Below are 19,827 nucleotides of genomic sequence, written 5' to 3' on the forward strand. Positions count from 1 at the left end.
ATGAAGGCACTTCATTTTGGAGCAGGAAATATCGGCAGAGGGTTTATCGGATCTTTGTTAAAAACATCAGGCTTTGAGCTTGTCTTTACCGATGTAAATGAAGCGGTCATCAACGAGCTGAATGAAAGAGGAGAATACACGGTTGAACTCGCAGCGCCAGGTCAAAAACAAGAAGTGGTCGGCCCTGTGACAGCGATCAATTCTGCACAAGACACAGCGGCATTAACAGAGGCCGTCGCATCAGCCGATTTAATTACAACAGCTGTTGGACCAGCCGTTTTGAAGATCATAGCTTCATCGATTGCTGAAGGATTAAAACAGAAAAAGCCTGACCATATCATCAACATCGTGGCATGTGAAAATATGATTGGAGGCAGCTCTCATTTAAAAGAAGCCGTTTTCTCTCATATAACAGAAGAGGAACAAGAAGCGTTGTCACAAACAGTTGGTTTTCCAAACGCTGCTGTGGACCGCATTGTTCCGATTCAGCACCATGAGGACATTCTGAAAGTATCAGTCGAGCCTTTTTTCGAGTGGGTCATTGATGAGACTGGCTTTATTGGTGACGTTCCTCAGATTGAAGGAGCAACCTTTGTAAAAGATTTGACGCCGTATATTGAGCGCAAACTCTTTACTGTCAACACAGGGCATGCACTAGCTGCTTATGTCGGGTATCAGCAAGGCGTTCAAACGATTAAAGAAGCCGTCGATACACCAGAGATTCGCCGAGTTATTGAAGGAGCACTTCATGAAACAGGCAGTTATTTAATCGACACATATGGCTTTCAGAAAGAAGAACATGATGCGTATATTCAAAAAATCATCAAACGATTCGAAAATGCTTTTATCTCCGACGAAGTCACTCGTGTCGCACGATCTCCTCTTAGAAAGCTGGGAGCAGACGACCGTTTAATCGGTCCAGCGAAAAAGATCAAACAGCCAGTGTACTTAATCAAAGGCATCGCTGCAGCTCTCGCTTATGACTTTGTCGAAGACGAAGAAGCGGTTCGTTTGCAGGCATTAAGAAAAGAAAAAGGAATTGAAGGTGTGCTGGAAGAAGTATGTGGCCTCACACCAACAGACGATCTCTATCAAGCCATTCTGAAAGAAACAGCTCGATAATCAGAAAATCCCTTTCCAACGAGTGAAAGGGATTTTTTTATGACTTTTTTAATAGTTTTCCCCGCTTGACGATATATGATGTAAGGGGGAATTTGTATATGAAAAAGAAAACGTTTGCGTCAAGAAGTGTCTTTTTTCAATTAATGTCTGCCATTATCGTGATCACGATCTTAACCGGCGGACTTGTAGGCACAACGGGGTATTTGTTAGCGAAACATGTCTTAATTGATGCCGGGAAAGCAGATTTAAAGCACATCGTCAGCGGAGCAATGGCTACACTTGCACAGTTGAATGATCGTGTAGAGAAAAAAGAACTGACGCTTGAACAGGCACAGGAACAAGCCCGTATTTACTTGAGCGGGCCTAAAAATGACAACAGGAAAGGGTACCAATTTCAAAAATCAGATTTTATTTATAAAAATAAAGGCTATCTCGTCGCATATGGAGCAGATTATTCCTCTCAAGTCCATCCTGTCAATGACATTGGCGTCATTCCAGATAATACGATTAATCGTGAAAAAATGGTCGCTGGAGCCAAATCAGAAGGCGAGGATGCACACTATGTGACCTATTTAGATAAGGACGATGCCACCGGGGAAGAAAAACAAAAGCTTGCCTATATGAGTCAGTTCACGCCCTGGAATTGGAGTATCGGTATCGCCGTCTTTCAGGATGAATTTTATAAAGAATTAGAGCAGATGAAGCTCTATATCATGCTCATTACAGCAGGTGTTGCTCTTCTCAGTCTTGGCGTCTTTTATTTAGCTGCTCGAGGAAAAGTCAGGCTGCTCAAGCAAGTCACTGCTGCTTCAAAAGAAATTGCGGCGGGGAATCTTGAACGCACGAGTTTAAAAGAAACAACAGATGAAATTGGACAGCTGGCAAAAGGCTTTAATCATATGTCAGGAGAACTCAGGACACTTGTGAGCGGTCTACAGGAAACGAGCAGCCAGCTTGTTGAATCAGCGACAGATTTATCGGCGATATCTGAAGAAACCTCAGCCAGCAGTGAAGAAATTGGCCGAGCCATTGGCGACATATCGACCGGAACGCTTCATCAGGCATCTGACCTTGATGCAGCCAATCAACAAATGACCCAGTTCAATCAATCCATCGAAAATGTCAAAGAACAAAGCGATCAAATTAAACGAATCTCTGACCAATCGAGTCAATCATCGCAGCAGGGCCAGCAAATTGTTCAGCAATTAAAACAATCAAATGAACAATCCATACAAGCGTCTCAAGGCATTAGAGCAGGCATTGAGCAGCTAAGTACAAAAGTACAGGATATCTCTAAAATTACAGATACGATTGAAAGCATTTCAAATGAGACAAATTTACTAGCGCTGAATGCAAGCATTGAAGCAGCACGTGCAGGAGAGCACGGCAAAGGCTTCTCGGTTGTGGCGAGTGAAGTGCGGAATTTAGCTGAGCAGACAAAGCAATCAGCCGTTCAAATTCAGCAAATGGTACAAGGCATTAAAGAAGAAACGACGGCAACAGCCGGTATGATGTCCAAGACAATGGATCGTTTTGCTGAGTTAGATAAAGCGGTACATGCCACAGAACATGAATTCAATGCCATCTCTACGTCGATTTCACAAACCATCGTTGAAACAGACGCAATGGCAAAAGAGCTGAATGCATTGCTGGAGCAAAACGACCTCATCACAAAAGCCATGCAAGGCGCAGCCCATATTTCTCAAGAAAATGCCGCTGCGACCGAAGAGATCACCGCATCCACAGACGAACAAGTGACAGCCATCTCCAATGTGGCAAAAGCAGCAGAAAGACTCAATGAACTAAGCATACGATTGAATCAGGACATTGCACGTTATCGTCTATAAATCATTTTGACTGTGTGTCACTTGTCAGGTACTATGTAGTTAATCTAAAAACCTTGCTCACGCAATCAAAAGGAGTGTACCGGTCATGAAAAAGAAAATATTGATGTTCTTACCTTGTGGCTATGGATACTCCACTGCTGTTTTCTTTTAGAATAGATAGAAATTGGTGAAGTCTGTCTACATGAGGAAGAATCTAGCAGAAAAATCAAAGTGAGTGAGGGATATAACATGGAAAAAATCACGAGAAAAAACCCAGAAAGTATGCCGAAGCCCGTTGGCAGCTATAGTCATATCACAAGAGTACCAAAGGGCGCGGGATTATTTGTTACATCGGGTCAAGTCGGAACAGATATGGTTGGACAGGTACCATCAAGTTTAAACGACCAGGTAACCAATACGTTTGAAAATATCAAAAAAATCCTTGAATCAGAAGGATTGAACGAAGAGCATGTCATCAAGGTCAATATATGGGCAACGGAAGAAATCGACTGGGACCATCTATATCCTCAGTGGGATACGATCTTTAAAACAGCTTACCCATCAATGACGGTTGCTTATGTATCAGCTTTAGGATGGCCCGAGCTGAAAATTGAAATTGAGCTATGGTGCGCCGATATATGATCAAAAAAAAGAACAGTGCAAACTGTTCTTTTTTACTTGAATCGAAACCGCTTTGTCATCCATGCAGCGATCAACGTAAAGACGGTGTAGATGACGACCCAAATGAGAAAGGATTCATCCCCGCCAATGTATGTGTACATAAGAATGACGCTGGCTAACAGGACAATCAAAGTTGGCATCCAAACATTCTTCAAAAGTATTGTGCCAAAAATGCCAATCAGCACGGAAATAATGGGGAAGCCAAATACAACGAATAAGACAAAAACAGCCATATCACGAACTCCTTTTAACAAGTGTTTACATCAAAACATAAAAGATCGACACTGCCATGTGCGGAAGTGCAAAGATCATAATGAGAAAGGCCGTATCAAGACGCCATATGCGGTGCTCTTTTGTTTCAGAATGATAGGTTGCTCGCGTCTCTTCCCCGCTTGTCCAAGCCCCCATTAGAAGTCCAGACATCATGACGCCAATAATAGAGATTCCACCACTGATCCACCCTATCCACTCATGGTGCTGCAAAATAATAGCGGCACTGCAAATCACAATCATTGAGCAAACTCCGGCGAAAAAGGCATGTTTTTTTCTCATGTTGTTCACTCCCTTCAAAGGAGATTAGGAGATGGCATCACATATTTCAATGAAATGCCCATCAGGATCAGCGACATAAGCGACGGTTTGACCCCATGGTTTCTTTGCAGGTTCTTTGATGATCGGAAGAACCCCTTTTTCCTTCATTGATGCAATGGTTTGATCCACGTCATCCACAACAAACCCTATCTCAAACGTTTGAGAGGATTGATTTGCTTCAGGGACAGGCAATCCAAGTGCATCTTTGACATCCTGGCGTGAATTAATTGATAATGTCACGTCCCCCGTGTCAAACTCAACATAGGATTCAACCCTGAGTTTCATAGGAAAGCCAAGTACATGTTGATAGAAATGAATACTTGCCTCAACATCGTTTACATATAGAATGGTATATTTCATTTTCATGTGAAAAACTCCTCTCTTCATATACGTGTCAAAAAAGGAAAGGTTCCCCACTCATTGTACCATATAGGAGATAAAGCACTTTATATTCCAAAAAAATCTATTTTATAAGCACAATAGTCTTGAAAAACAAAAAGTGGTGACATATGATAAAAATGTAAAAATAGAAAAAATAGGGGGATCATACATGTTGAAAAAAATCATGGTGGCTGTCTTGTCATTAGGTCTTTTACTAAGCTTTACACAAGTCGACACCCACACTGCAGATGCAAAAACGGTCAAGTCCTACAAAAACTGCAAAGCACTGAACAAAGTCTATAAAGGCGGCGTGGCAAAAAGCAAAAACACGAAAAACAAAGGCGGCAAAACAAAGTACAAGCCGTATGTGTCAAAAGCACTTTACCAAAAAAATATGCGACTTGACCGTGATAAAGACGGCATTGCGTGTGAACGCTAAGCCAATGCAAAGAGACCTGTAACAAGGTCTTTTTTCTATGGGATCAAACTCGTCCCTTTGTGCCAGCTTCCTCTTTATATTAAAATAAAGATAGTTACAAAAAATGATACAAAGTGGGGTACTCAATTTGTCCATACAAGCTGATAAGAAAGACATCCGATTGATTGCCATTGATATGGATGGCACGCTGTTAAACAGTGAACACGTCATTCCAGAGGAAAATAAACAAGCCATTAAAGATGCTGAAGCAAAAGGGGTCCATGTGGTGATTAGCACAGGGCGGACGCTGATGACATGCCGAGAGCTGGTTGAGCCGCTTAAGCTGTCTTCTTACCTTGTGACAGCAAATGGAAGTGAAATCTGGGATTCAAACTTCCAACTGATCGAACGAGATCTGCTGCATCCTGATCACGTCCAAATGATGTGGGATCTAAAAAATAGGTTCGAAACCGATTACTGGGCTTCCACTGTGGAGAAAGTGTGGAGAGGTGAATTCCCAGAACGAATTCATGACCATGAATGGTTGAAATTTGGCTTTGATATTCATGATGATGACGTTCGTGAGGAAGTACTTAATACATTGAAAGCAAATGAGCATCTAGAGATCACAAATTCAAGTCCGACCAATATCGAAGTCAATGCGGCAGGGATTAACAAAGCTGCGGCTCTTGCAAAAGTAGCAGAACGCATTGGCTGTACGATGGACAATGTCATGTCACTTGGCGACAGCCTAAATGATATGGCCATGATTCAAGAAGCCGGATTAGGAATTGCGATGGGAAATGCGCAAGAAGTGGTGAAAGAAGCCGCTGATTGGATTACAGCTCCTAACACAGAACATGGTGTAGCAAAAGCCATCCAACATTGGGTGCTATCTAAATAAAGAACATGATGAAAAAGCGAGAGGCGATATCCTCTCGCTTTTTTAATTTCTCCTAGTTCTATTGTTATGTTTTCTGACAATGTCATGTGCAATCTATCCAAAATTGATATAATCAATATAAATTCGAATATTCGGACTTTATATTCCGTTATTCGGAACAACAAGGAGGGATCCTATGTATCAAGTGGATATCAACTGTGATTTGGGAGAAAGCTTTGGTCAATACACAATCGGTGCGGACGAACAAATTCTTGAATATGTCACGTCAGCCAACATTGCTTGCGGTTTTCATGCAGGAGATCCAACGGTCATGAGAAAAACGGTCAGAATGGCGCTGGATAAAGGGGTCCAAATTGGTGCGCATCCAGGTTTGCAAGATTTGGTCGGCTTTGGCAGACGTCCAATGGCGATCTCGGCAGAGGAAGCCTATGATCTCGTCGTCTATCAAATTGGCGCTCTATCAGCCTTTCTCAAGGCAGAAGGCGGCACGATGCAGCATGTCAAGCCGCACGGCGCCCTTTACAACATGGCGGCTAAAAATACTGAATTATCTGAATCGATTGCAAAGGCTGTGTATCATGTCGATCCAAGTCTTGTGTTATTCGGTCTCTCAGGCAGTGAACTTGCGTTAGCAGGTGAGAGAATTGGCCTTCAAGTGGCTCATGAAGTATTTTCTGATCGGACCTATCAAGCAGACGGGACGCTGACATCCCGCCGCGAACCACATGCACTCATTGAAGATGATGAACGGGCAGTTCAGCAGGTCGTTCGTATGGTGCGAGAAGGGAAGGTTCGTACCGTTCAAGGGGAAGATATTTTGCTTAAAGCAGATACGGTCTGTATTCACGGAGACGGCAGTCATGCGCTTCAATTTGCCAAAACCATTACATCAAAACTAAAAGAAGCGAGCATTCATCTCAAAGCCTTTCAATAAAAATCGTCATCAAAGGGGGAAACAGCATGAAAAAAGAGGAAGTCAAGCACACGAAGGCACCAAAGGGGAATCGTTCTATGCTGATGGGCGCAGCCTTTTTAATGGCGACGTCCGCAATAGGACCGGGATTTTTAACACAAACGACTGTCTTCACACAGCAGCTTGCGGCTAGCTTTGGGTTTGTCATTCTCATCTCTATTTTGTTGGATATTTTTGCACAAACGAATGTATGGCGCATCATCGCCGTGTCAGAAAAGCGAGGTCAGGATATTGCGAATATGGTTCTGCCGGGGCTCGGTTATGTGCTGGCCTTTTTGATTGTCATTGGGGGACTTGCCTTTAACATCGGAAATATCGCTGGTGCTGGTCTCGGTTTTCAGGTCATCTTCGGAGTCGATCCGCGAATCGGAGCAGGGGTCAGTGCTGTCATTGCCATTCTGATCTTTGTGATCAAAGAGGCTGGAAAAGCGATGGACCGTTTCACACAGGTAGCAGGCTTTGTCATGATCGGCCTGATGCTGTATGTGGCGATTTCAACAGCGCCGCCCGTTGGGGAAGCAGCACTCAGAACATTTGTCCCAGAAGAAATTGATATTCTATCGATTGTGACACTTGTCGGGGGGACAGTTGGCGGCTATATCGTTTTTGCTGGCGGACATCGTCTATTGGATGCTGGAATTAAAGGGAAGGATGCACTTCCTCAAGTGACAAAAAGCTCTGTTTTCGGCATCCTGATTACATCTGTGATGCGTGTCGCTTTATTTTTAGCCGTGCTAGGAGTGGTCTCAAAGGGTTTACAGATTGATCCAGCGAATCCGCCTGCTTCTGTATTCCAGTTAGCGTCTGGAAATGTTGGATATAAAATGTTCGGGATCATTATGTGGGCTGCGGCGATTACATCGGTTATTGGAGCGGCTTACACATCTGTTTCTTTCTTTAAAACCTTCTCGCCAAAAATTGAGCAAAATCAACGTGGCATTATCATCGGCTTTATTGCCCTCTCGACTATTTGTTTTATTACGATCGGACGACCTGTGAACATATTAGTTTTAGTTGGGGCGATCAATGCATTGATTTTACCTCTCGCACTTGGCACCTTGCTGGTTGCGGCCTATAAGAAAGAAATTGTCGGCGATTACCGTCATCCATTCTTTTTGACAGCGTCAGGTGCATTGGTTGTCATCATCATGGCTTTGATGGGCGGATATACCATTATGACTGAAATCCCGAAACTATGGAGTTGATTTGAATGAGTATTGATCAAACATATGAGCCTTCACAGATCAGAGAGTTGATTCGTAAAAAAGAAATCACAGGACCAACGGCGGGTTTAGCAGAGGGATATGCTCAAGCCAATTTAATGATCGTTAAAAAGGAACTTGCCTTTGACTTTCTTTTGTTTTGTCAGCGCAATCCGGCTGCATGCCCCTTGCTTGATGTACTGGAGCCGGGTGATCCAGTGCCGAGACGGTCGGCACCCCAAGCGGATATTCGTACGGACTTTCCTAAATACCGTATTTACCGAAAAGGGATTCTTCAAGAAGAGGTTTCAGATATCTCTGCTTATTGGGAGGATGATATGGTTGCCTTTCTCATCGGTTGCAGTTTTACGTTTGAGCATGCGCTCATGCTGAATGATATCCCTGTTCGCCATATTGAAAACGGTCATAACGTTCCGATGTATCAAACGAATATCTCTTGTGAAAGAGCAGGGGTGTTTCATGGCCCGATGGTTGTCAGCATGAGGCCCATTCCGGCGCATCAGATTACAAGAAGTGTACAAGTGACGTCTAGATTCCCGTCAGTTCATGGCGGCCCCATCCATATAGGCGACCCAGCGATGATTGGAATTGCCAATGTGGATCAGCCGGACTTTGGAGAACCATCTTTGATCAAAGAAGGAGAAGTCCCGGTGTTTTGGGCATGTGGTGTGACGCCGCAGGCCATTGTCATGCATACAAAACCAGACATTGCGATTACCCATGCACCTGGGCATATGTTCATCACAGATCAAAGAGATCAACAGCTCGGTGTGCTTTAGAAAGAGAGGGATCCTCAAGTGGCATTTTCAACGATAAAAGATTTTATCACCTTCCACCCGCTAGGAGATGCAGCGATCGTTATCCAAGCAGGAGCAGACATATGTGAAGAGATTCATGAGCGTGTTGTGCAGCTGTTTTCGTGTATTGAGCAGCATCCATTTGCTGGATATGTGGAAGCTGTTCAAGCCTTTACAAACGTGACTGTTTTTTACGAGCCTTATACTGTTCATCAATCTGCCCACCTTCAAAAAAAGGACTTGTCTCCGTATGAATGGGTGAAAAACTATATTGAAACACTTCTTGAAGAGAAATGGCAGGAGGGGATTCAGTCGAAGCGCCGCATCATCGATATTCCAGTCTGCTACGGGGGAGAGGTGGGACCTGATTTAGAAGAAGTCGCCCGGATCAATCGTTTAACACCTGAGGAAGTCGTGCGTATTCACACCGCAGGGACGTATCTTGTTTATATGATTGGATTTGCCCCGGGGTTTCCATTTTTAGGCGGGCTGTCTGAAAAGATCGCAGCCCCGCGCAGGGAAACACCGAGAATGTCCATTCCAAAAGGATCTGTCGGCATTGCGGGAAAGCAGACCGGCGTTTACCCCATTTCCACACCCGGCGGCTGGCAGCTCATTGGACAAACCCCGCTGCCACTCTTTTACCCAGACGAGAAAGTCCCAAGTCTATTGAGAGCAGGGGACGAGGTCAGATTTGTCCAAATGTCTGAAAAGGAATTTTTCAGCATGAAGGAGGCAGAACGTTGAGTATTCATGTCATCAAGTCAGGAATGTTCACAACCATTCAAGATAAAGGGCGGAAAGGCTATCAAAAGTATGGCGTCTTAACGAGCGGCGGCATGGACCCGCTCTCACTTAGAATTGCCAACATTCTCACAGGCAACGAGGTAAACGAAGCCGTGCTGGAAATGACATTAATGGGGCCGGGTCCTGTGTTGACGTGTCAAAAGGATGAGCTTATTGCAGTGACTGGCGCTGATGTGGAAATCGACATCGATGGAGAGCCAGCCCCTTTATGGAAGCCGCTCTTTGTTCGATCAGGAAGCACGATCACCTTTGGTCCTTGTAAGAGAGGCTGCCGCGCTTACCTTGCTGTGGCAGGTGGTTTCGATGTGGAGCCGGTCATGCAGAGCAAAAGCACCTATGTGAGAGCAGGAATAGGTGGACTGAACGGACGTCCGCTTGAAAAAGGAGACGTCCTGTCCATTGGAAAGCCTTCAATCGTAGCGGATCGATTGTCTGATAGGCTCAAAAGCGAAGTGAAACAGGCGGCGTACAGCGCACCCGATTGGACTGTAAGTCATACGCATTTTTTGCCGCTGCGGAAATCGCCCGTGATTCGGGTGCTGCCAGGGAGACACCTTTCTTTTTTTCAAGAAATATCTCAACACACCTTTTTCGAACAGCCTTACCAAGTCACGCCTCAATCAGATCGCATGGGCTGCCGCTTGAAGGGGGAGCCGGTTCATTTAAAAGAAAAGCTTGAATTGATTTCAGAGGCGGTTGCCTTTGGTTCTATTCAAATTCCTCCTGACGGCCAGCCGATTATTCTGCTGGCAGATCGGCAAACAACAGGCGGATACCCGCGTATTGGAGAAGTAGCGACGGTCGATCTGCCGCTCATTGCACAAGCGATGCCTGGGGCGAATCTGTATTTTAAGCGAATCGATCATCAGGACGCAGAGCAGGCGCTATTTAAGCAAGAAGCAGAATTGAAGGAGCTGGCTGCCAGAATCAAGCTGGAAGCATTCGTTTAGAAAAGGGGATGGACATGCAAAATACAAATAAAACCGTGGTGAAATCAATGGAGATTTTGCGGCTGTTTATCGCTCGTGACCAATTAACGTTAAATGAAATGATCGAGCTCTCCGGCATGCCGAAAACGTCTGTGCACCGCATGGCGAGCTCGTTAGCCGATATGGGATTATTAGAAAAACATGATTCAGGTGTTTATCGTTTAGGCCTGATGTTTCTTGAATACGGTCAGCTTGTGGCGGACCGCCTTGATATTCGGAGAATTGCAAGACCATTTATGGAAGGCTTGCGGGATGAAGTGGGAGAAGCTGTACAGCTCATCGTTCGTGAAGGAGACGAAGCCATTTACGTGGATAAAATCGAAGGGACGCAGCCTGTTCGTCTCTACACCGCCGTCGGCAGGCGCTCTCCCCTATATGCGGGTGCTTGTGCAAGAAGTATTCTCTCCTTTTTGCCAGAGCACGAGAGACTCGCTTATATTGATTCGATTGAGCTAGGGAAAATCGGAATCGGGACCATTACAGATAAAGAGGTTCTTCGAAACATACTGGATGAATCAAATGAAAGGGGCTATACGTTAAGCTATTCGGAGCTTGAAAACTATACCGCTGCGGTTGGAGCCCCTATTTTCAATCACCTTGGAGAAGTCGCAGCAGGTATTAGCATTGCAGGGTTTGAAGCAGGCTATCAAAAGGAACGCCTTCCATATTTAATTGAGCAGGTCAAAAAAGCCGCGAGTGGTATCTCTAGAGAGTTAGGCTTTCATCTAAACAAATAAAAAGCCAATGACCGTTAAGATCATTGGCTTTTCGCGTTCAGTTTATTAGAAAGTTTTTCCTAAAGCTTTTGCACGTTCGATCGCATCTGCTTTAATTTGCTCTGCTTTCGCAGGTTCAGCATTGTGACCTTCAACGATAAGACCTTCGAAGGAAGGAATTCCGAAGAAGCTCGCAATTGTACCAAGGTAACGGTGGCCTGCTTCAAGTTCAGCAGCAGGACCTTCAGAATAGTATCCGCCACGTGCTTGGATGTGTAGAGCTTTTTTGTCTGTTAATAATCCAACAGGACCTTGCTCAGTGTATTTGAATGTTTTACCAGCTACAGCGACAGAGTCGATGTATGCTTTAAGAACTGGTGGGAATGAGAAGTTCCAAAGTGGTGAAACAAATACATATTTGTCAGCAGAAACGAATTGATCGCTTAATTCGTTTAGGCGAGCAACTTTCGCTTGCTCTTCAGCTGAAAGTGTATCGAAGCCAGCACCTGATTGCAGCTTGCCCCAGCCAGCGAATACATCTGCATCAATGTGAGGGATGTTTTCTTTGTACAAATCGATATGTACAACCTCGTCACTTGGGTTTGCTTCCTTATAAGATTCGATAAATGCTTTAGCAGTAGCCATACTGTAAGAAACTGTTTCATCATGCGGATGTGCAGTGATGTATAAAACTTTTGCCATGTTCATTCAATCCTTTCTATTTCAGTGTTTTTTTTAGTGTATCCCAAAGATACACTGAATATGTGGCATCTTTAATCATATTGGAATGCTATGAAAAAGATGTAACAAGCACAGTTACATAAAAACTGATATTTTCATTGTAATCACAATGTAGTTTGAAGTCAAGGTATAAAGTCTCGAAATCAAGATAAAAAGTTTGTAAATTTTTCTGAAACGCTTGGAGATACGGATTTCATCATAAAAACCTACTCCTATTGAACAAAAAAACAGTCGATCTCACAAGTAAAGAGATTGTAAAGACGTCTCATGAAAAAAAGATGAATGCCCCTAAGCCATCTGCTACAAGCATCTGTTCTCCGATTTCGTATATATAAGAGAAGGCAGGAGAGAGTGAGGGATAAGAGTGGGACGATCCTATGTTGCGATTGGAGATTCCTTAACAGTGGGAGTGGGGGCACGTTTATTTGGCGGAGGCTTCGCTGAGCGGTATCAATGGATGCTTGAAAAAAAGACACAGGCGTCAGTCGAGCTGTCCGTATTTGCAAAGTCAGGGTTAACGACGGATCAGATTTTACAGCTGTTCAAACGATCTGATGTGAGGCGTGCTATTGCACCAGCTGACATCATCACCATCACAGGCTGCGGGAATGACCTTGTTCAAGCTGTTCAGCAGTATGAAGAGGGTGAAGATGAAAAGAAATTGCTGCAAGCGACCTTGCATTGCCAAGCGAATTTTAGCAAGATGATTCAAGAAATCGCTCATATCAAAAGAGGGCAGCAGCCCTATTGCGTGTATCTCATGAATTTATATAATCCTTTTCCGCAAATACCAATAGCCGGGCGGTGGCTTCAGCAATACAATCATCAGCTTCGCTTGCTTGCTGCAAATCCGCATGTAGAGGTTGTGGATGTGTACCGGGCGTTTGAGGGACATGAAAGAGATTACTTATCGATTGATCAATTTCATCCGAACCATAAAGGATATGAAGCAATGGCAAAAGCATTGTTTCAACAATCCTGTAAACAACTGTAATCCGTTGGGGTTGCAGTTTTTTTCATCCTTTTCAATAAATGACGGTTTCGATATGATAAAAGAAACGAAGGCGAAAGAGGTGTGCAGGCATGGAGGAGATCAGTGCATATTTTCATGAAATGACAGGAACCGCTTATGAAGTAGGAAAGCAGCAGGCTGTCTGGCTTAAGGAGAACCCGTTGCTACAGACACAATATATTCGAACAGAACCGCTAGAAAAAGAGGCCGTGAAGGAAACGAAGCAGCTGATGCGCCCTTATCTTCCTCAGTTAGAAGAAGAGATTGCTGGATTTTGTGATGAACTGCAATTAGATGAGCGTTATTTGACCTTTTTCTATTCATCTCATCTTCAGCCAGGCTGTTCCCACTGCGTGAGGCAGGGGAATATGGCGGCCGGTCAACAAACGGTCATGCTGCGTAACTATGATTTCTCCCCGATATTTGATGATATGCGTCTTGTGACGACACATGTGAAGAGCTTGGCATGTCATACAGGCTCGTCGCTGCTCTTGTTTGGCAGATCTGATGGGATGAATGAGCATGGTCTTTCTGTCACATTCTCTGCTTGTGGTCCGCCGGTTGGAAATGAAGCCGGTTTAAAGGCTCCAGCAGTTGCCGGTTTGCAAGTGTATCATGTGATTCGATCTGTTCTGGAAAACTGTAGAACGGTTGAGGAAGCCATTCACTCTATTCAGGAAATGCCCGTTTCCTCAAATGTTCACCTCATGCTTGCCGATCGAAAAGGAGAAGCGGCTGTGATTGAAATCATTGATGGTCGCAAAATGGTCAGAAGACCGGAGGCAGGTTATATTGCAGCCACAAATCATCCGATTGCTGATCAAACAGCAAAAGGGATGACAAAACATCATTCTATTGTCAGATACGACATGTTAATGAAGGCTTTAGAACAACGACGACCAAGTGATTCTCTTGCTAAGCTGTTCCAGACAGAATATCCTGATGGTCTGGCTGTGCACAATTATGAGGAGCTGTTCGGAACAATGCGAACCGTCATCTTCCGCCCGGAGGAAGGAACGATGGATTATTGCTTTGGCTCTCCAGTATACAACCCGACGTATTCTTTAAAAGCTGGGGGTTCACTGCCTTTTCATGAACAAAAGGTTCAATTTCATCAAAAGGATCATGGACCGTCATTTTGGAGAAACGTATGATCGGACGTTGTATTTAATTTTGTCACAGCCCATTTGCCAAAGTCAGATCAACTTAAGATTGCATCGTTTGTTGAAAGCGTTTTATATTAAGGTGTGACAATAGACCTATTTTTGCAGAAGGAGGCATTTCATGTACATAACGGCACGAGAACAGAAGATCATCAAATACATCATTCAGCAAAATCGTTATGTCACCATTCGTGAGATAGCCGATTCTGTTCAGGTGAGCACAAGAACCATTCATAGAGAACTAAAATCGATTAAGCCCATATTAAAGAATTATGATCTTTCACTAGATAAACAGCCGGGGAAAGGCTTGAAGGCAGTCGGTGAACAAGAGGATAAACAGCGGCTTCTTGCTCATATGTCAAATGAGGATCAAATTGAATATAGCTCTGACGAACGGAAGCTCTTAATATTATGTGCCCTGCTTGAAGCAAAGGAACCGGTGAAATTATATACACTCGCAGCCGATTTGCAGGTAACAAATGCGACCATCAGCTATGACTTAGATGAACTGACGGAGTGGATCGCTCCTTACGGTTTGCAGCTGATCCGAAAACGCGGGTATGGCATTGAATTAAAAGGACCGGAAGAAGCAAAACGAAAGATTGTCGGGAACCTCATTGTTGACCGGCTGGATATTCAATTATTTTTAGAAACAATTGAAATGAATATCAAACATCGAACGAAAGCGACGGAAAAGGTGTTTGGCGTTGTCAGCAGAGGGCAGCTGCTTAAGGTAGAAAGACTGCTCTTTCATTTGAAAAATAGACTGTCACTCTCCTTATCTGATAGTGCCTATATTGCCCTTGTCGTTCACTTAACCTATGCCATTGAACGGATTCAGCTTGGTGAAACCATTCGAATGGAAGAGGAAGAGCTGCTTGAACTAAAGCGGACGAAAGAATTTGAATCATCTCAGCGAATCGCAAGAGCACTTGAACGCATGTTTAATGTGGAGATCCCTGAAGCAGAGGTCGGATATATGACCATCCACCTGCGCAGTGCCAATCGCAGCTTTGGGGCAGAATACCGTATTGATGAGATCGAGCTGGATATAGCGATCAGAACGAAGAAGCTCATTGATTTTATTTCAAATAAAACCGGCTACCATTTAAATGAGAATGATTCATTGTATGAGGGACTCGTGTCTCATCTTGAACCTGCCATGAACCGTTTAAAGGAAAAGATGAGAATCTATAATCCGCTCACACAACAAATAAAAAAAGACTACTTTTTGCTGTTTATGGCGATTGAAGAAGGAGTCGAGCGTTTCTTTCCGGAGATTGAATTTCCAGAGGATGAAATCGCCTTTATTGTGCTTCACTTTGGCTCAGTGCTTGAAATCAAAAAAGAAGAAACAAACATTCATGCACTAGTCGTTTGTTCAAGCGGGATTGGTTCCTCCAAAATGCTCGCCTCGCGGCTAAAAAAAGAATTACCGGAGATCGCCAAATTCGATTTATCCTCCTTAATGGAGCTAAAGGAAATTGATGCATCGAGCTATGACATGATTGTATCGACTGTTCCGATCCCATATGACCATATCGATTACATCATGGTCAGTCCGCTCCTAAACGAGGATGACGCCATGCGTGTGAAAGCTCATATTAAACGGAAGATCCCTTATATGATCGAGAAAAAAAGAACAAAAGAAGCTGTTAAAGAATCTGTGCAAGAAACGGTTGATATGATGGCGGTTGCAGAGCAGGTGACGAATTATATGTCTGTGATTCGCAGCATCTTGTCCCATTTTACCATCGAAAATAGAGAGACGCTGCCGCAGCATGAGGCAACAATCAGGCAGCTGCTTCGTCAGCTTGAAGAAGAAGGATCTATCACACATGCGGATGATGTAGCGAGCGGCTTACTGGAACGTGAACAGCAAGGCGGTTTAGGGATTCCTGGTACAGAATTTGCTCTTTTTCATTTAAAGCATGTATTCATCAAGGAACCAATCTTTCATATTTACGATCTTGATCAGGCATACGAGGTGAAAAGCATGGACGGCGGGCAGCAAATGATGTCACGAATGCTTATGATGCTGGCGCCGCAAAATCTTGGCAAGGAAGGGTCTGAAATGTTTAGTCTGATCAGTTCATCCATCATTGAAAGTGAGGAAAGCATGGTGCTTTATGGACAGGGATCAAAGGAAGAGATTGAACAGAAATTGCATCAGCTGTTCTATCAATTTGTAAAAGAAGCAAAATGGTAAGAAAAAAAGCCGAGAGCTTATTCGCTTCTCGGCTTTTTGGCTGTGACACAGACAGCAAGTGTTGGACGAATTTCCTCATACTCAACAGAAAAATGGTCAAACCCCGCAAACTGTAAGTCATTCAATATGTTTTCACCCATCTCTTTTGTCCGGCTCGCATCAGCACCTTTTTCTCTTGGCTGCATCACAATGACGAGTTTTCCGCCTGGTTTCAACGTGTGATAAAGGTTGAGTAGGCCAGTCTTTGGATCATCCCAAATCGTAAAGTTGTTGACAGACAGTACTTTGTCATACTGCTCTCCGGGCAAGCGTGTTTTCTCGATTTTCCCTACATACAGCCGGACCTGTTTGTCTTTTGACCGTTTGCTGACGCGGGACTGTGCTTGCTCCTGCATGGTGGCGGAGGCATCTAGACCATCAATGTGAAGATCTTCATAATGCTTAAGCATATGTTTGATGCTGTAGCCGGGCCCATAGCCGATTTCCAAAATGTTTTCACTATCTGTCAGATCTAAGTGCTGGATGGCCCACTGATTCAATGCTTTATTTTCATTTGCCATAATGAAGCCTGCGATGCTTCCGAGCCAGCCTTTTGGTCTGCTAAAGGTTTTCGAAATGGTTGACAGCATTTGAGAACGCTCCTTTTTAATGATCATGTAACCGATTTTTCCCATCTTGAAACATGCCAATTTACAAAACGCATCTGTGCAGTTTAGGGATGTTTGAGTAAAAAAAAGAGGTGGTAATGAAAGGATACATCAACAAATCAAGGAGGAGCTTACACATGGATTTACGTGAATACTTAACAAATGGCATTCCGCGCCAAACACAGGATCAGCAGCCAGGCAGTGAAAGAGAAATGAATCCTGCGCCGATCTTTGAGGATGAATCATATCAAGGATCTGGCAAGCTCAAAGGGAAAGTCGCACTGATTACAGGCGGAGATAGTGGAATTGGACGTGCTGTATCTGTTGCCTATGCAAAAGAAGGTGCACACGTCGCCATTGTGTACTTAAATGAACATGAGGATGCAAAGGATACGCAAAAGCGCGTAGAACAGGAAGGCGTTAAATGTTTAACGATTGCAGGAGATGTCGGTGACGAAGCCTTTTGCGAGAAAGCGGTAGAAAAAACAGTTGAAGCCTTTGGGCAATTAGATATTTTAGTGAATAATGCGGCTGAACAGCATCCGAAAGAACGGATTCAAGATATTTCTAGTGAACAGCTTCACCAAACCTTTAGAACCAACTTCTATTCTTATTTTTATTTTACGAAGAAAGCACTGGATTACTTAAAACCGGGAAGTACAATTATTAATACAACATCCATTAACCCATATCGAGGCAACAAAGTGCTGATTGATTATACGGCGACAAAAGGGGCCATCAACGGCTTTACGCGTTCTATGGCACAGTCGCTTGTGAAAGATGGGATTCGGGTGAATGGTGTAGCGCCAGGTCCAATTTGGACGCCGCTCATTCCATCTACATTTGATGAGGATAGTGTGGAAAGCTTCGGGGCAGAAACCCCAATGGGAAGACCAGGACAGCCTGTAGAGCATGTCGGCTGCTATGTGCTGCTTGCTTCTGACGAATCGTCTTATATGACAGGACAAACACTTCACGTCAACGGCGGTTCCTTTATGAATACATGATCAATAGCGCCACCGCCCAGCTTTGATTGGGCGGTGTGTTTAGTATTTCTTGCGATTCTTCTGCACAGATGAGACAGACCATACGATAATGCCCACAACAACTGCCGCAATGACAAGTGAACTCAAATGGAACATCGTTTCATGATGCATGTTCAACTTCTCCCTTCATTGAGCCTGTTTTCTATAGCATCAGCCAGAAGATCTCTTTTTATGAAAAACACATTTCTTTGTTTAATGAATGGATTGTCGTGGAAACCTAAGAGTACGGATGAAATTTGAAGGAGTGAAACGATATGTCACAAGAAGAATTAAAACAAAAGGTACTCAACCTATTAGATGAACAAAAGGTCGGAACACTGGCGACCGTTGAACAGGATAAGCCGCATACCCGCTACATGACTTTTTTCCATGAAGGGCTGACATTATATACACCAACGAGCAAAGAAACACATAAAGCAGACGAAATTGAAAAAAACCCGAATGTCCATATTCTCATTGGTTATTCAGGTGAAGGATTCGGTGACACGTATGCAGAAATCGCAGGTACCGCAACATTAACCGATGATCCAGAACTGATCGACCGCCTTTGGTCTGAGGAGATGGAGAAATGGTTTAAAGGAAAAGATGATCCGAATCTAGTGATTCTGAAGATTGATCCAACCTCCATTCGTTACATGAATGAAGGAAGCCGTACGCCAGCAGAATTATCACTTTAACACTTGCGTAAGCTGGGGGTATGTGTTATAATTTTATATTAAGTGTTGAAATAAGCAAATAAATAAAGAAAGTAAACTTTCTTTTTTCTATGACATAATGAGAAGCAATAGAGCTTCTACTTGATAAGAACGAGACGCTGTCAAAGCGAACAACTTATTCTTTTCCTTCTGCACCCGCCCCCTATAAAAGCGGAAGAGTGGAAAAAAGACGTTTTGATTTACAATTCACACTGGCACGGCTTCGGAGCCGTAAGGACGAATGAGAGGTAGGGCTTTCGTTGTCTTGTTATCCAGAACTTCCATGGCGTTTACTTTCAAACGTAGGTTCACTCGGAACACATATGACACACTGATATGATCGAATCTTAATTCATACACTCCGTAACGGAGATCACACATTGATTATTTATTTGCATGAAAAGAGCAAGGAAAAGGCTGCCATCTATTTGGCAGCCTTTTTCATTGGGTTCATTTCATGATCACTCACTTCTTCCTTTCTTCTGATAATGCCAAATCCGCCCGATAAAAAAGAACATCACTGCAAACAAAATAGAAAAGACGAACATGTCCAAGAGTGTCACGCCTCTATTTGGGTGCACAATGCCAAACCAAACCCATTGCAGAACAAAAGAGATAGCAAAATAACTGATGGATTCTTTCATGATTTTCCCCATTTCACTTATTTTTTTGACCTTTTAGCCACAACATCCAAATGAAGAAGGAAGCAATGACACACGTAAGCAAAGTGATGGGCGGCAAGGTATGCCAGCTAGTCAGCCCCTTTACAAAACACATATAAAAAAAGAAAATGGAAATGGATACGAGCACCCATTGCTTGAACCAACGAGGAACACGCAGCCAAGCCGCTAGAAAGATAGAAGATAGCTTATCCAATGAGAAAAAC

At 43.7% G+C, this 19,827-nt stretch carries 23 protein-coding genes; 16 read left to right on the forward strand and 7 right to left on the reverse strand.

Features of this window, described 5'->3' with window-relative positions; all coding sequences use genetic code 11:
• The 3 genes from C6Y06_RS14390 (at window position 1) to C6Y06_RS14400 (ending at window position 3,590) form a co-directional block, all read left to right on the forward strand.
• Entirely contained in the window at window positions 1-1,122 is a 1,122-nt protein-coding gene (locus tag C6Y06_RS14390) for a mannitol-1-phosphate 5-dehydrogenase (protein ID WP_106037099.1), read from the forward strand.
• A 98-nt stretch (window positions 1,123-1,220) separates the two neighbouring features.
• Entirely contained in the window at window positions 1,221-2,969 is a 1,749-nt protein-coding gene (locus tag C6Y06_RS14395) for a methyl-accepting chemotaxis protein (protein ID WP_106037100.1), read from the forward strand.
• Window positions 2,970-3,197: 228 nt separating this feature from the next.
• On the forward strand, window positions 3,198-3,590 hold the full coding sequence (locus C6Y06_RS14400) for a RidA family protein (RefSeq protein ID WP_106037101.1): 393 nt from the start codon (window positions 3,198-3,200) through the stop codon (window positions 3,588-3,590).
• Between the two features lie 32 nt (window positions 3,591-3,622).
• On the opposite strand, the gene C6Y06_RS14405 is transcribed toward C6Y06_RS14400, so the two are convergent.
• Genes C6Y06_RS14405 through C6Y06_RS14415 form a run of 3 tightly spaced genes read right to left on the reverse strand, consistent with a single transcriptional unit; the run spans window position 3,623 to window position 4,586 of the window.
• Complete coding sequence (locus C6Y06_RS14405) at window positions 3,623-3,862, reverse strand: DUF2651 family protein (protein WP_106037102.1); 240 nt, start codon at window positions 3,860-3,862, stop codon at window positions 3,623-3,625.
• Window positions 3,863-3,887: 25 nt separating this feature from the next.
• Window positions 3,888-4,181, reverse strand: coding sequence for a DUF5316 domain-containing protein (locus tag C6Y06_RS14410; RefSeq protein WP_106037103.1), 294 nt, complete (start codon window positions 4,179-4,181; stop codon window positions 3,888-3,890).
• Window positions 4,182-4,205: 24 nt separating this feature from the next.
• The gene (locus C6Y06_RS14415; protein WP_106037104.1) at window positions 4,206-4,586 is read right to left on the reverse strand and encodes a VOC family protein; all 381 of its coding nucleotides are present in this window, start codon (window positions 4,584-4,586) and stop codon (window positions 4,206-4,208) included.
• A 184-nt stretch (window positions 4,587-4,770) separates the two neighbouring features.
• Between C6Y06_RS14415 and C6Y06_RS14420 the strand changes: the two genes are divergently transcribed.
• The 8 genes from C6Y06_RS14420 to C6Y06_RS14455 all read left to right on the forward strand — a co-directional run bounded on the left by C6Y06_RS14420 (window position 4,771) and on the right by C6Y06_RS14455 (window position 11,449).
• Entirely contained in the window at window positions 4,771-5,040 is a 270-nt protein-coding gene (locus C6Y06_RS14420) for an excalibur calcium-binding domain-containing protein (RefSeq protein ID WP_080769491.1), read from the forward strand.
• A 103-nt stretch (window positions 5,041-5,143) separates the two neighbouring features.
• The gene (locus C6Y06_RS14425) at window positions 5,144-5,923 is read left to right on the forward strand and encodes a Cof-type HAD-IIB family hydrolase (protein ID WP_370876201.1); all 780 of its coding nucleotides are present in this window, start codon (window positions 5,144-5,146) and stop codon (window positions 5,921-5,923) included.
• A gap of 175 nt (window positions 5,924-6,098) precedes the next feature.
• Complete coding sequence (locus tag C6Y06_RS14430) at window positions 6,099-6,857, forward strand: LamB/YcsF family protein (protein ID WP_034664046.1); 759 nt, start codon at window positions 6,099-6,101, stop codon at window positions 6,855-6,857.
• Between the two features lie 26 nt (window positions 6,858-6,883).
• Window positions 6,884-8,101 carry an NRAMP family divalent metal transporter gene (locus tag C6Y06_RS14435; RefSeq protein WP_066031313.1) on the forward strand — a complete coding sequence of 406 codons (1,218 nt, stop codon included), beginning with the start codon at window positions 6,884-6,886 and terminating at the stop codon, window positions 8,099-8,101.
• 5 nt (window positions 8,102-8,106) lie between these two features.
• Window positions 8,107-8,898, forward strand: coding sequence for a putative hydro-lyase (locus C6Y06_RS14440; protein ID WP_095285971.1), 792 nt, complete (start codon window positions 8,107-8,109; stop codon window positions 8,896-8,898).
• A gap of 18 nt (window positions 8,899-8,916) precedes the next feature.
• Complete coding sequence (gene pxpB / locus C6Y06_RS14445; RefSeq protein ID WP_106037105.1) at window positions 8,917-9,663, forward strand: 5-oxoprolinase subunit PxpB; 747 nt, start codon at window positions 8,917-8,919, stop codon at window positions 9,661-9,663.
• Window positions 9,660-10,673 carry a 5-oxoprolinase subunit C family protein gene (locus C6Y06_RS14450; RefSeq protein ID WP_060595563.1) on the forward strand — a complete coding sequence of 338 codons (1,014 nt, stop codon included), beginning with the start codon at window positions 9,660-9,662 and terminating at the stop codon, window positions 10,671-10,673. The genes pxpB and C6Y06_RS14450 overlap by 4 nt, the downstream gene beginning before the upstream one ends.
• A gap of 14 nt (window positions 10,674-10,687) precedes the next feature.
• Window positions 10,688-11,449 (forward strand): IclR family transcriptional regulator, encoded by a 762-nt coding sequence (locus C6Y06_RS14455; RefSeq protein ID WP_106031653.1) that lies wholly within the window; start codon window positions 10,688-10,690, stop codon window positions 11,447-11,449.
• Window positions 11,450-11,494: 45 nt separating this feature from the next.
• On the opposite strand, the gene C6Y06_RS14460 is transcribed toward C6Y06_RS14455, so the two are convergent.
• Window positions 11,495-12,130 carry an FMN-dependent NADH-azoreductase gene (locus C6Y06_RS14460; protein ID WP_034283819.1) on the reverse strand — a complete coding sequence of 212 codons (636 nt, stop codon included), beginning with the start codon at window positions 12,128-12,130 and terminating at the stop codon, window positions 11,495-11,497.
• Between the two features lie 403 nt (window positions 12,131-12,533).
• Here C6Y06_RS14460 and C6Y06_RS14465 point away from each other — a divergent pair, with 403 nt between their 5' ends.
• From C6Y06_RS14465 to C6Y06_RS14475, 3 genes are all read left to right on the forward strand, one after another.
• Window positions 12,534-13,163 (forward strand): GDSL-type esterase/lipase family protein, encoded by a 630-nt coding sequence (locus C6Y06_RS14465; protein ID WP_106037106.1) that lies wholly within the window; start codon window positions 12,534-12,536, stop codon window positions 13,161-13,163.
• An 89-nt stretch (window positions 13,164-13,252) separates the two neighbouring features.
• The gene (locus C6Y06_RS14470; protein WP_106037107.1) at window positions 13,253-14,335 is read left to right on the forward strand and encodes a C45 family autoproteolytic acyltransferase/hydrolase; all 1,083 of its coding nucleotides are present in this window, start codon (window positions 13,253-13,255) and stop codon (window positions 14,333-14,335) included.
• Window positions 14,336-14,465: 130 nt separating this feature from the next.
• On the forward strand, window positions 14,466-16,553 hold the full coding sequence (locus C6Y06_RS14475; RefSeq protein ID WP_106037108.1) for a BglG family transcription antiterminator: 2,088 nt from the start codon (window positions 14,466-14,468) through the stop codon (window positions 16,551-16,553).
• Between the two features lie 17 nt (window positions 16,554-16,570).
• On the opposite strand, the gene C6Y06_RS14480 is transcribed toward C6Y06_RS14475, so the two are convergent.
• A complete protein-coding gene (locus C6Y06_RS14480; protein ID WP_060595568.1) occupies window positions 16,571-17,182 on the reverse strand; it encodes a class I SAM-dependent methyltransferase in 612 nt (203 codons plus the stop codon).
• Window positions 17,183-17,337: 155 nt separating this feature from the next.
• Here C6Y06_RS14480 and C6Y06_RS14485 point away from each other — a divergent pair, with 155 nt between their 5' ends.
• A complete protein-coding gene (locus C6Y06_RS14485; RefSeq protein WP_034664026.1) occupies window positions 17,338-18,207 on the forward strand; it encodes an SDR family oxidoreductase in 870 nt (289 codons plus the stop codon).
• Window positions 18,208-18,500: 293 nt separating this feature from the next.
• On the forward strand, window positions 18,501-18,923 hold the full coding sequence (locus C6Y06_RS14490; RefSeq protein WP_034664024.1) for a pyridoxamine 5'-phosphate oxidase family protein: 423 nt from the start codon (window positions 18,501-18,503) through the stop codon (window positions 18,921-18,923).
• A 479-nt stretch (window positions 18,924-19,402) separates the two neighbouring features.
• Here the strand turns inward: C6Y06_RS14490 and C6Y06_RS14495 are convergent, their stop codons facing one another.
• Together C6Y06_RS14495 and C6Y06_RS14500 are read right to left on the reverse strand one after the other, a co-directional pair.
• Complete coding sequence (locus C6Y06_RS14495; RefSeq protein WP_106037152.1) at window positions 19,403-19,585, reverse strand: hypothetical protein; 183 nt, start codon at window positions 19,583-19,585, stop codon at window positions 19,403-19,405.
• A 13-nt stretch (window positions 19,586-19,598) separates the two neighbouring features.
• A complete protein-coding gene (locus C6Y06_RS14500; RefSeq protein ID WP_060595569.1) occupies window positions 19,599-19,817 on the reverse strand; it encodes a hypothetical protein in 219 nt (72 codons plus the stop codon).
• Between the last annotated feature and the right edge of the window lie 10 nt (window positions 19,818-19,827).

Origin of the sequence: Bacillus sp. MZGC1 (genome assembly GCF_002998605.1) — a bacterium.
In the GTDB taxonomy this organism is placed as follows: Bacteria; Bacillota; Bacilli; order Bacillales; family Bacillaceae; genus Bacillus.

Excerpts from the sequence above, each read along its gene's own strand:
- C6Y06_RS14460 (WP_034283819.1), bottom strand. The coding sequence starts at position 12,130 with ATGGCAAAAGTTTTATACATCACTGCACATCCGCATGATGAAACAGTT.
- C6Y06_RS14395 (WP_106037100.1), top strand. The coding sequence starts at position 1,221 with ATGAAAAAGAAAACGTTTGCGTCAAGAAGTGTCTTTTTTCAATTAATG.
- C6Y06_RS14485 (WP_034664026.1), top strand. The coding sequence starts at position 17,338 with ATGGATTTACGTGAATACTTAACAAATGGCATTCCGCGCCAAACACAG.
- C6Y06_RS14435 (WP_066031313.1), top strand. The coding sequence starts at position 6,884 with ATGAAAAAAGAGGAAGTCAAGCACACGAAGGCACCAAAGGGGAATCGT.
- C6Y06_RS14495 (WP_106037152.1), bottom strand. The coding sequence starts at position 19,585 with ATGAAAGAATCCATCAGTTATTTTGCTATCTCTTTTGTTCTGCAATGG.
- C6Y06_RS14390 (WP_106037099.1), top strand. The coding sequence starts at position 1 with ATGAAGGCACTTCATTTTGGAGCAGGAAATATCGGCAGAGGGTTTATC.
- C6Y06_RS14420 (WP_080769491.1), top strand. The coding sequence starts at position 4,771 with ATGTTGAAAAAAATCATGGTGGCTGTCTTGTCATTAGGTCTTTTACTA.
- C6Y06_RS14430 (WP_034664046.1), top strand. The coding sequence starts at position 6,099 with ATGTATCAAGTGGATATCAACTGTGATTTGGGAGAAAGCTTTGGTCAA.
- C6Y06_RS14410 (WP_106037103.1), bottom strand. The coding sequence starts at position 4,181 with ATGAGAAAAAAACATGCCTTTTTCGCCGGAGTTTGCTCAATGATTGTG.
- C6Y06_RS14455 (WP_106031653.1), top strand. The coding sequence starts at position 10,688 with ATGCAAAATACAAATAAAACCGTGGTGAAATCAATGGAGATTTTGCGG.
- C6Y06_RS14475 (WP_106037108.1), top strand. The coding sequence starts at position 14,466 with ATGTACATAACGGCACGAGAACAGAAGATCATCAAATACATCATTCAG.
- C6Y06_RS14405 (WP_106037102.1), bottom strand. The coding sequence starts at position 3,862 with ATGGCTGTTTTTGTCTTATTCGTTGTATTTGGCTTCCCCATTATTTCC.
- C6Y06_RS14440 (WP_095285971.1), top strand. The coding sequence starts at position 8,107 with ATGAGTATTGATCAAACATATGAGCCTTCACAGATCAGAGAGTTGATT.
- C6Y06_RS14480 (WP_060595568.1), bottom strand. The coding sequence starts at position 17,182 with ATGCTGTCAACCATTTCGAAAACCTTTAGCAGACCAAAAGGCTGGCTC.
- C6Y06_RS14425 (WP_370876201.1), top strand. The coding sequence starts at position 5,144 with ATGATACAAAGTGGGGTACTCAATTTGTCCATACAAGCTGATAAGAAA.
- C6Y06_RS14400 (WP_106037101.1), top strand. The coding sequence starts at position 3,198 with ATGGAAAAAATCACGAGAAAAAACCCAGAAAGTATGCCGAAGCCCGTT.
- C6Y06_RS14490 (WP_034664024.1), top strand. The coding sequence starts at position 18,501 with ATGTCACAAGAAGAATTAAAACAAAAGGTACTCAACCTATTAGATGAA.
- C6Y06_RS14470 (WP_106037107.1), top strand. The coding sequence starts at position 13,253 with ATGGAGGAGATCAGTGCATATTTTCATGAAATGACAGGAACCGCTTAT.
- C6Y06_RS14415 (WP_106037104.1), bottom strand. The coding sequence starts at position 4,586 with ATGAAAATGAAATATACCATTCTATATGTAAACGATGTTGAGGCAAGT.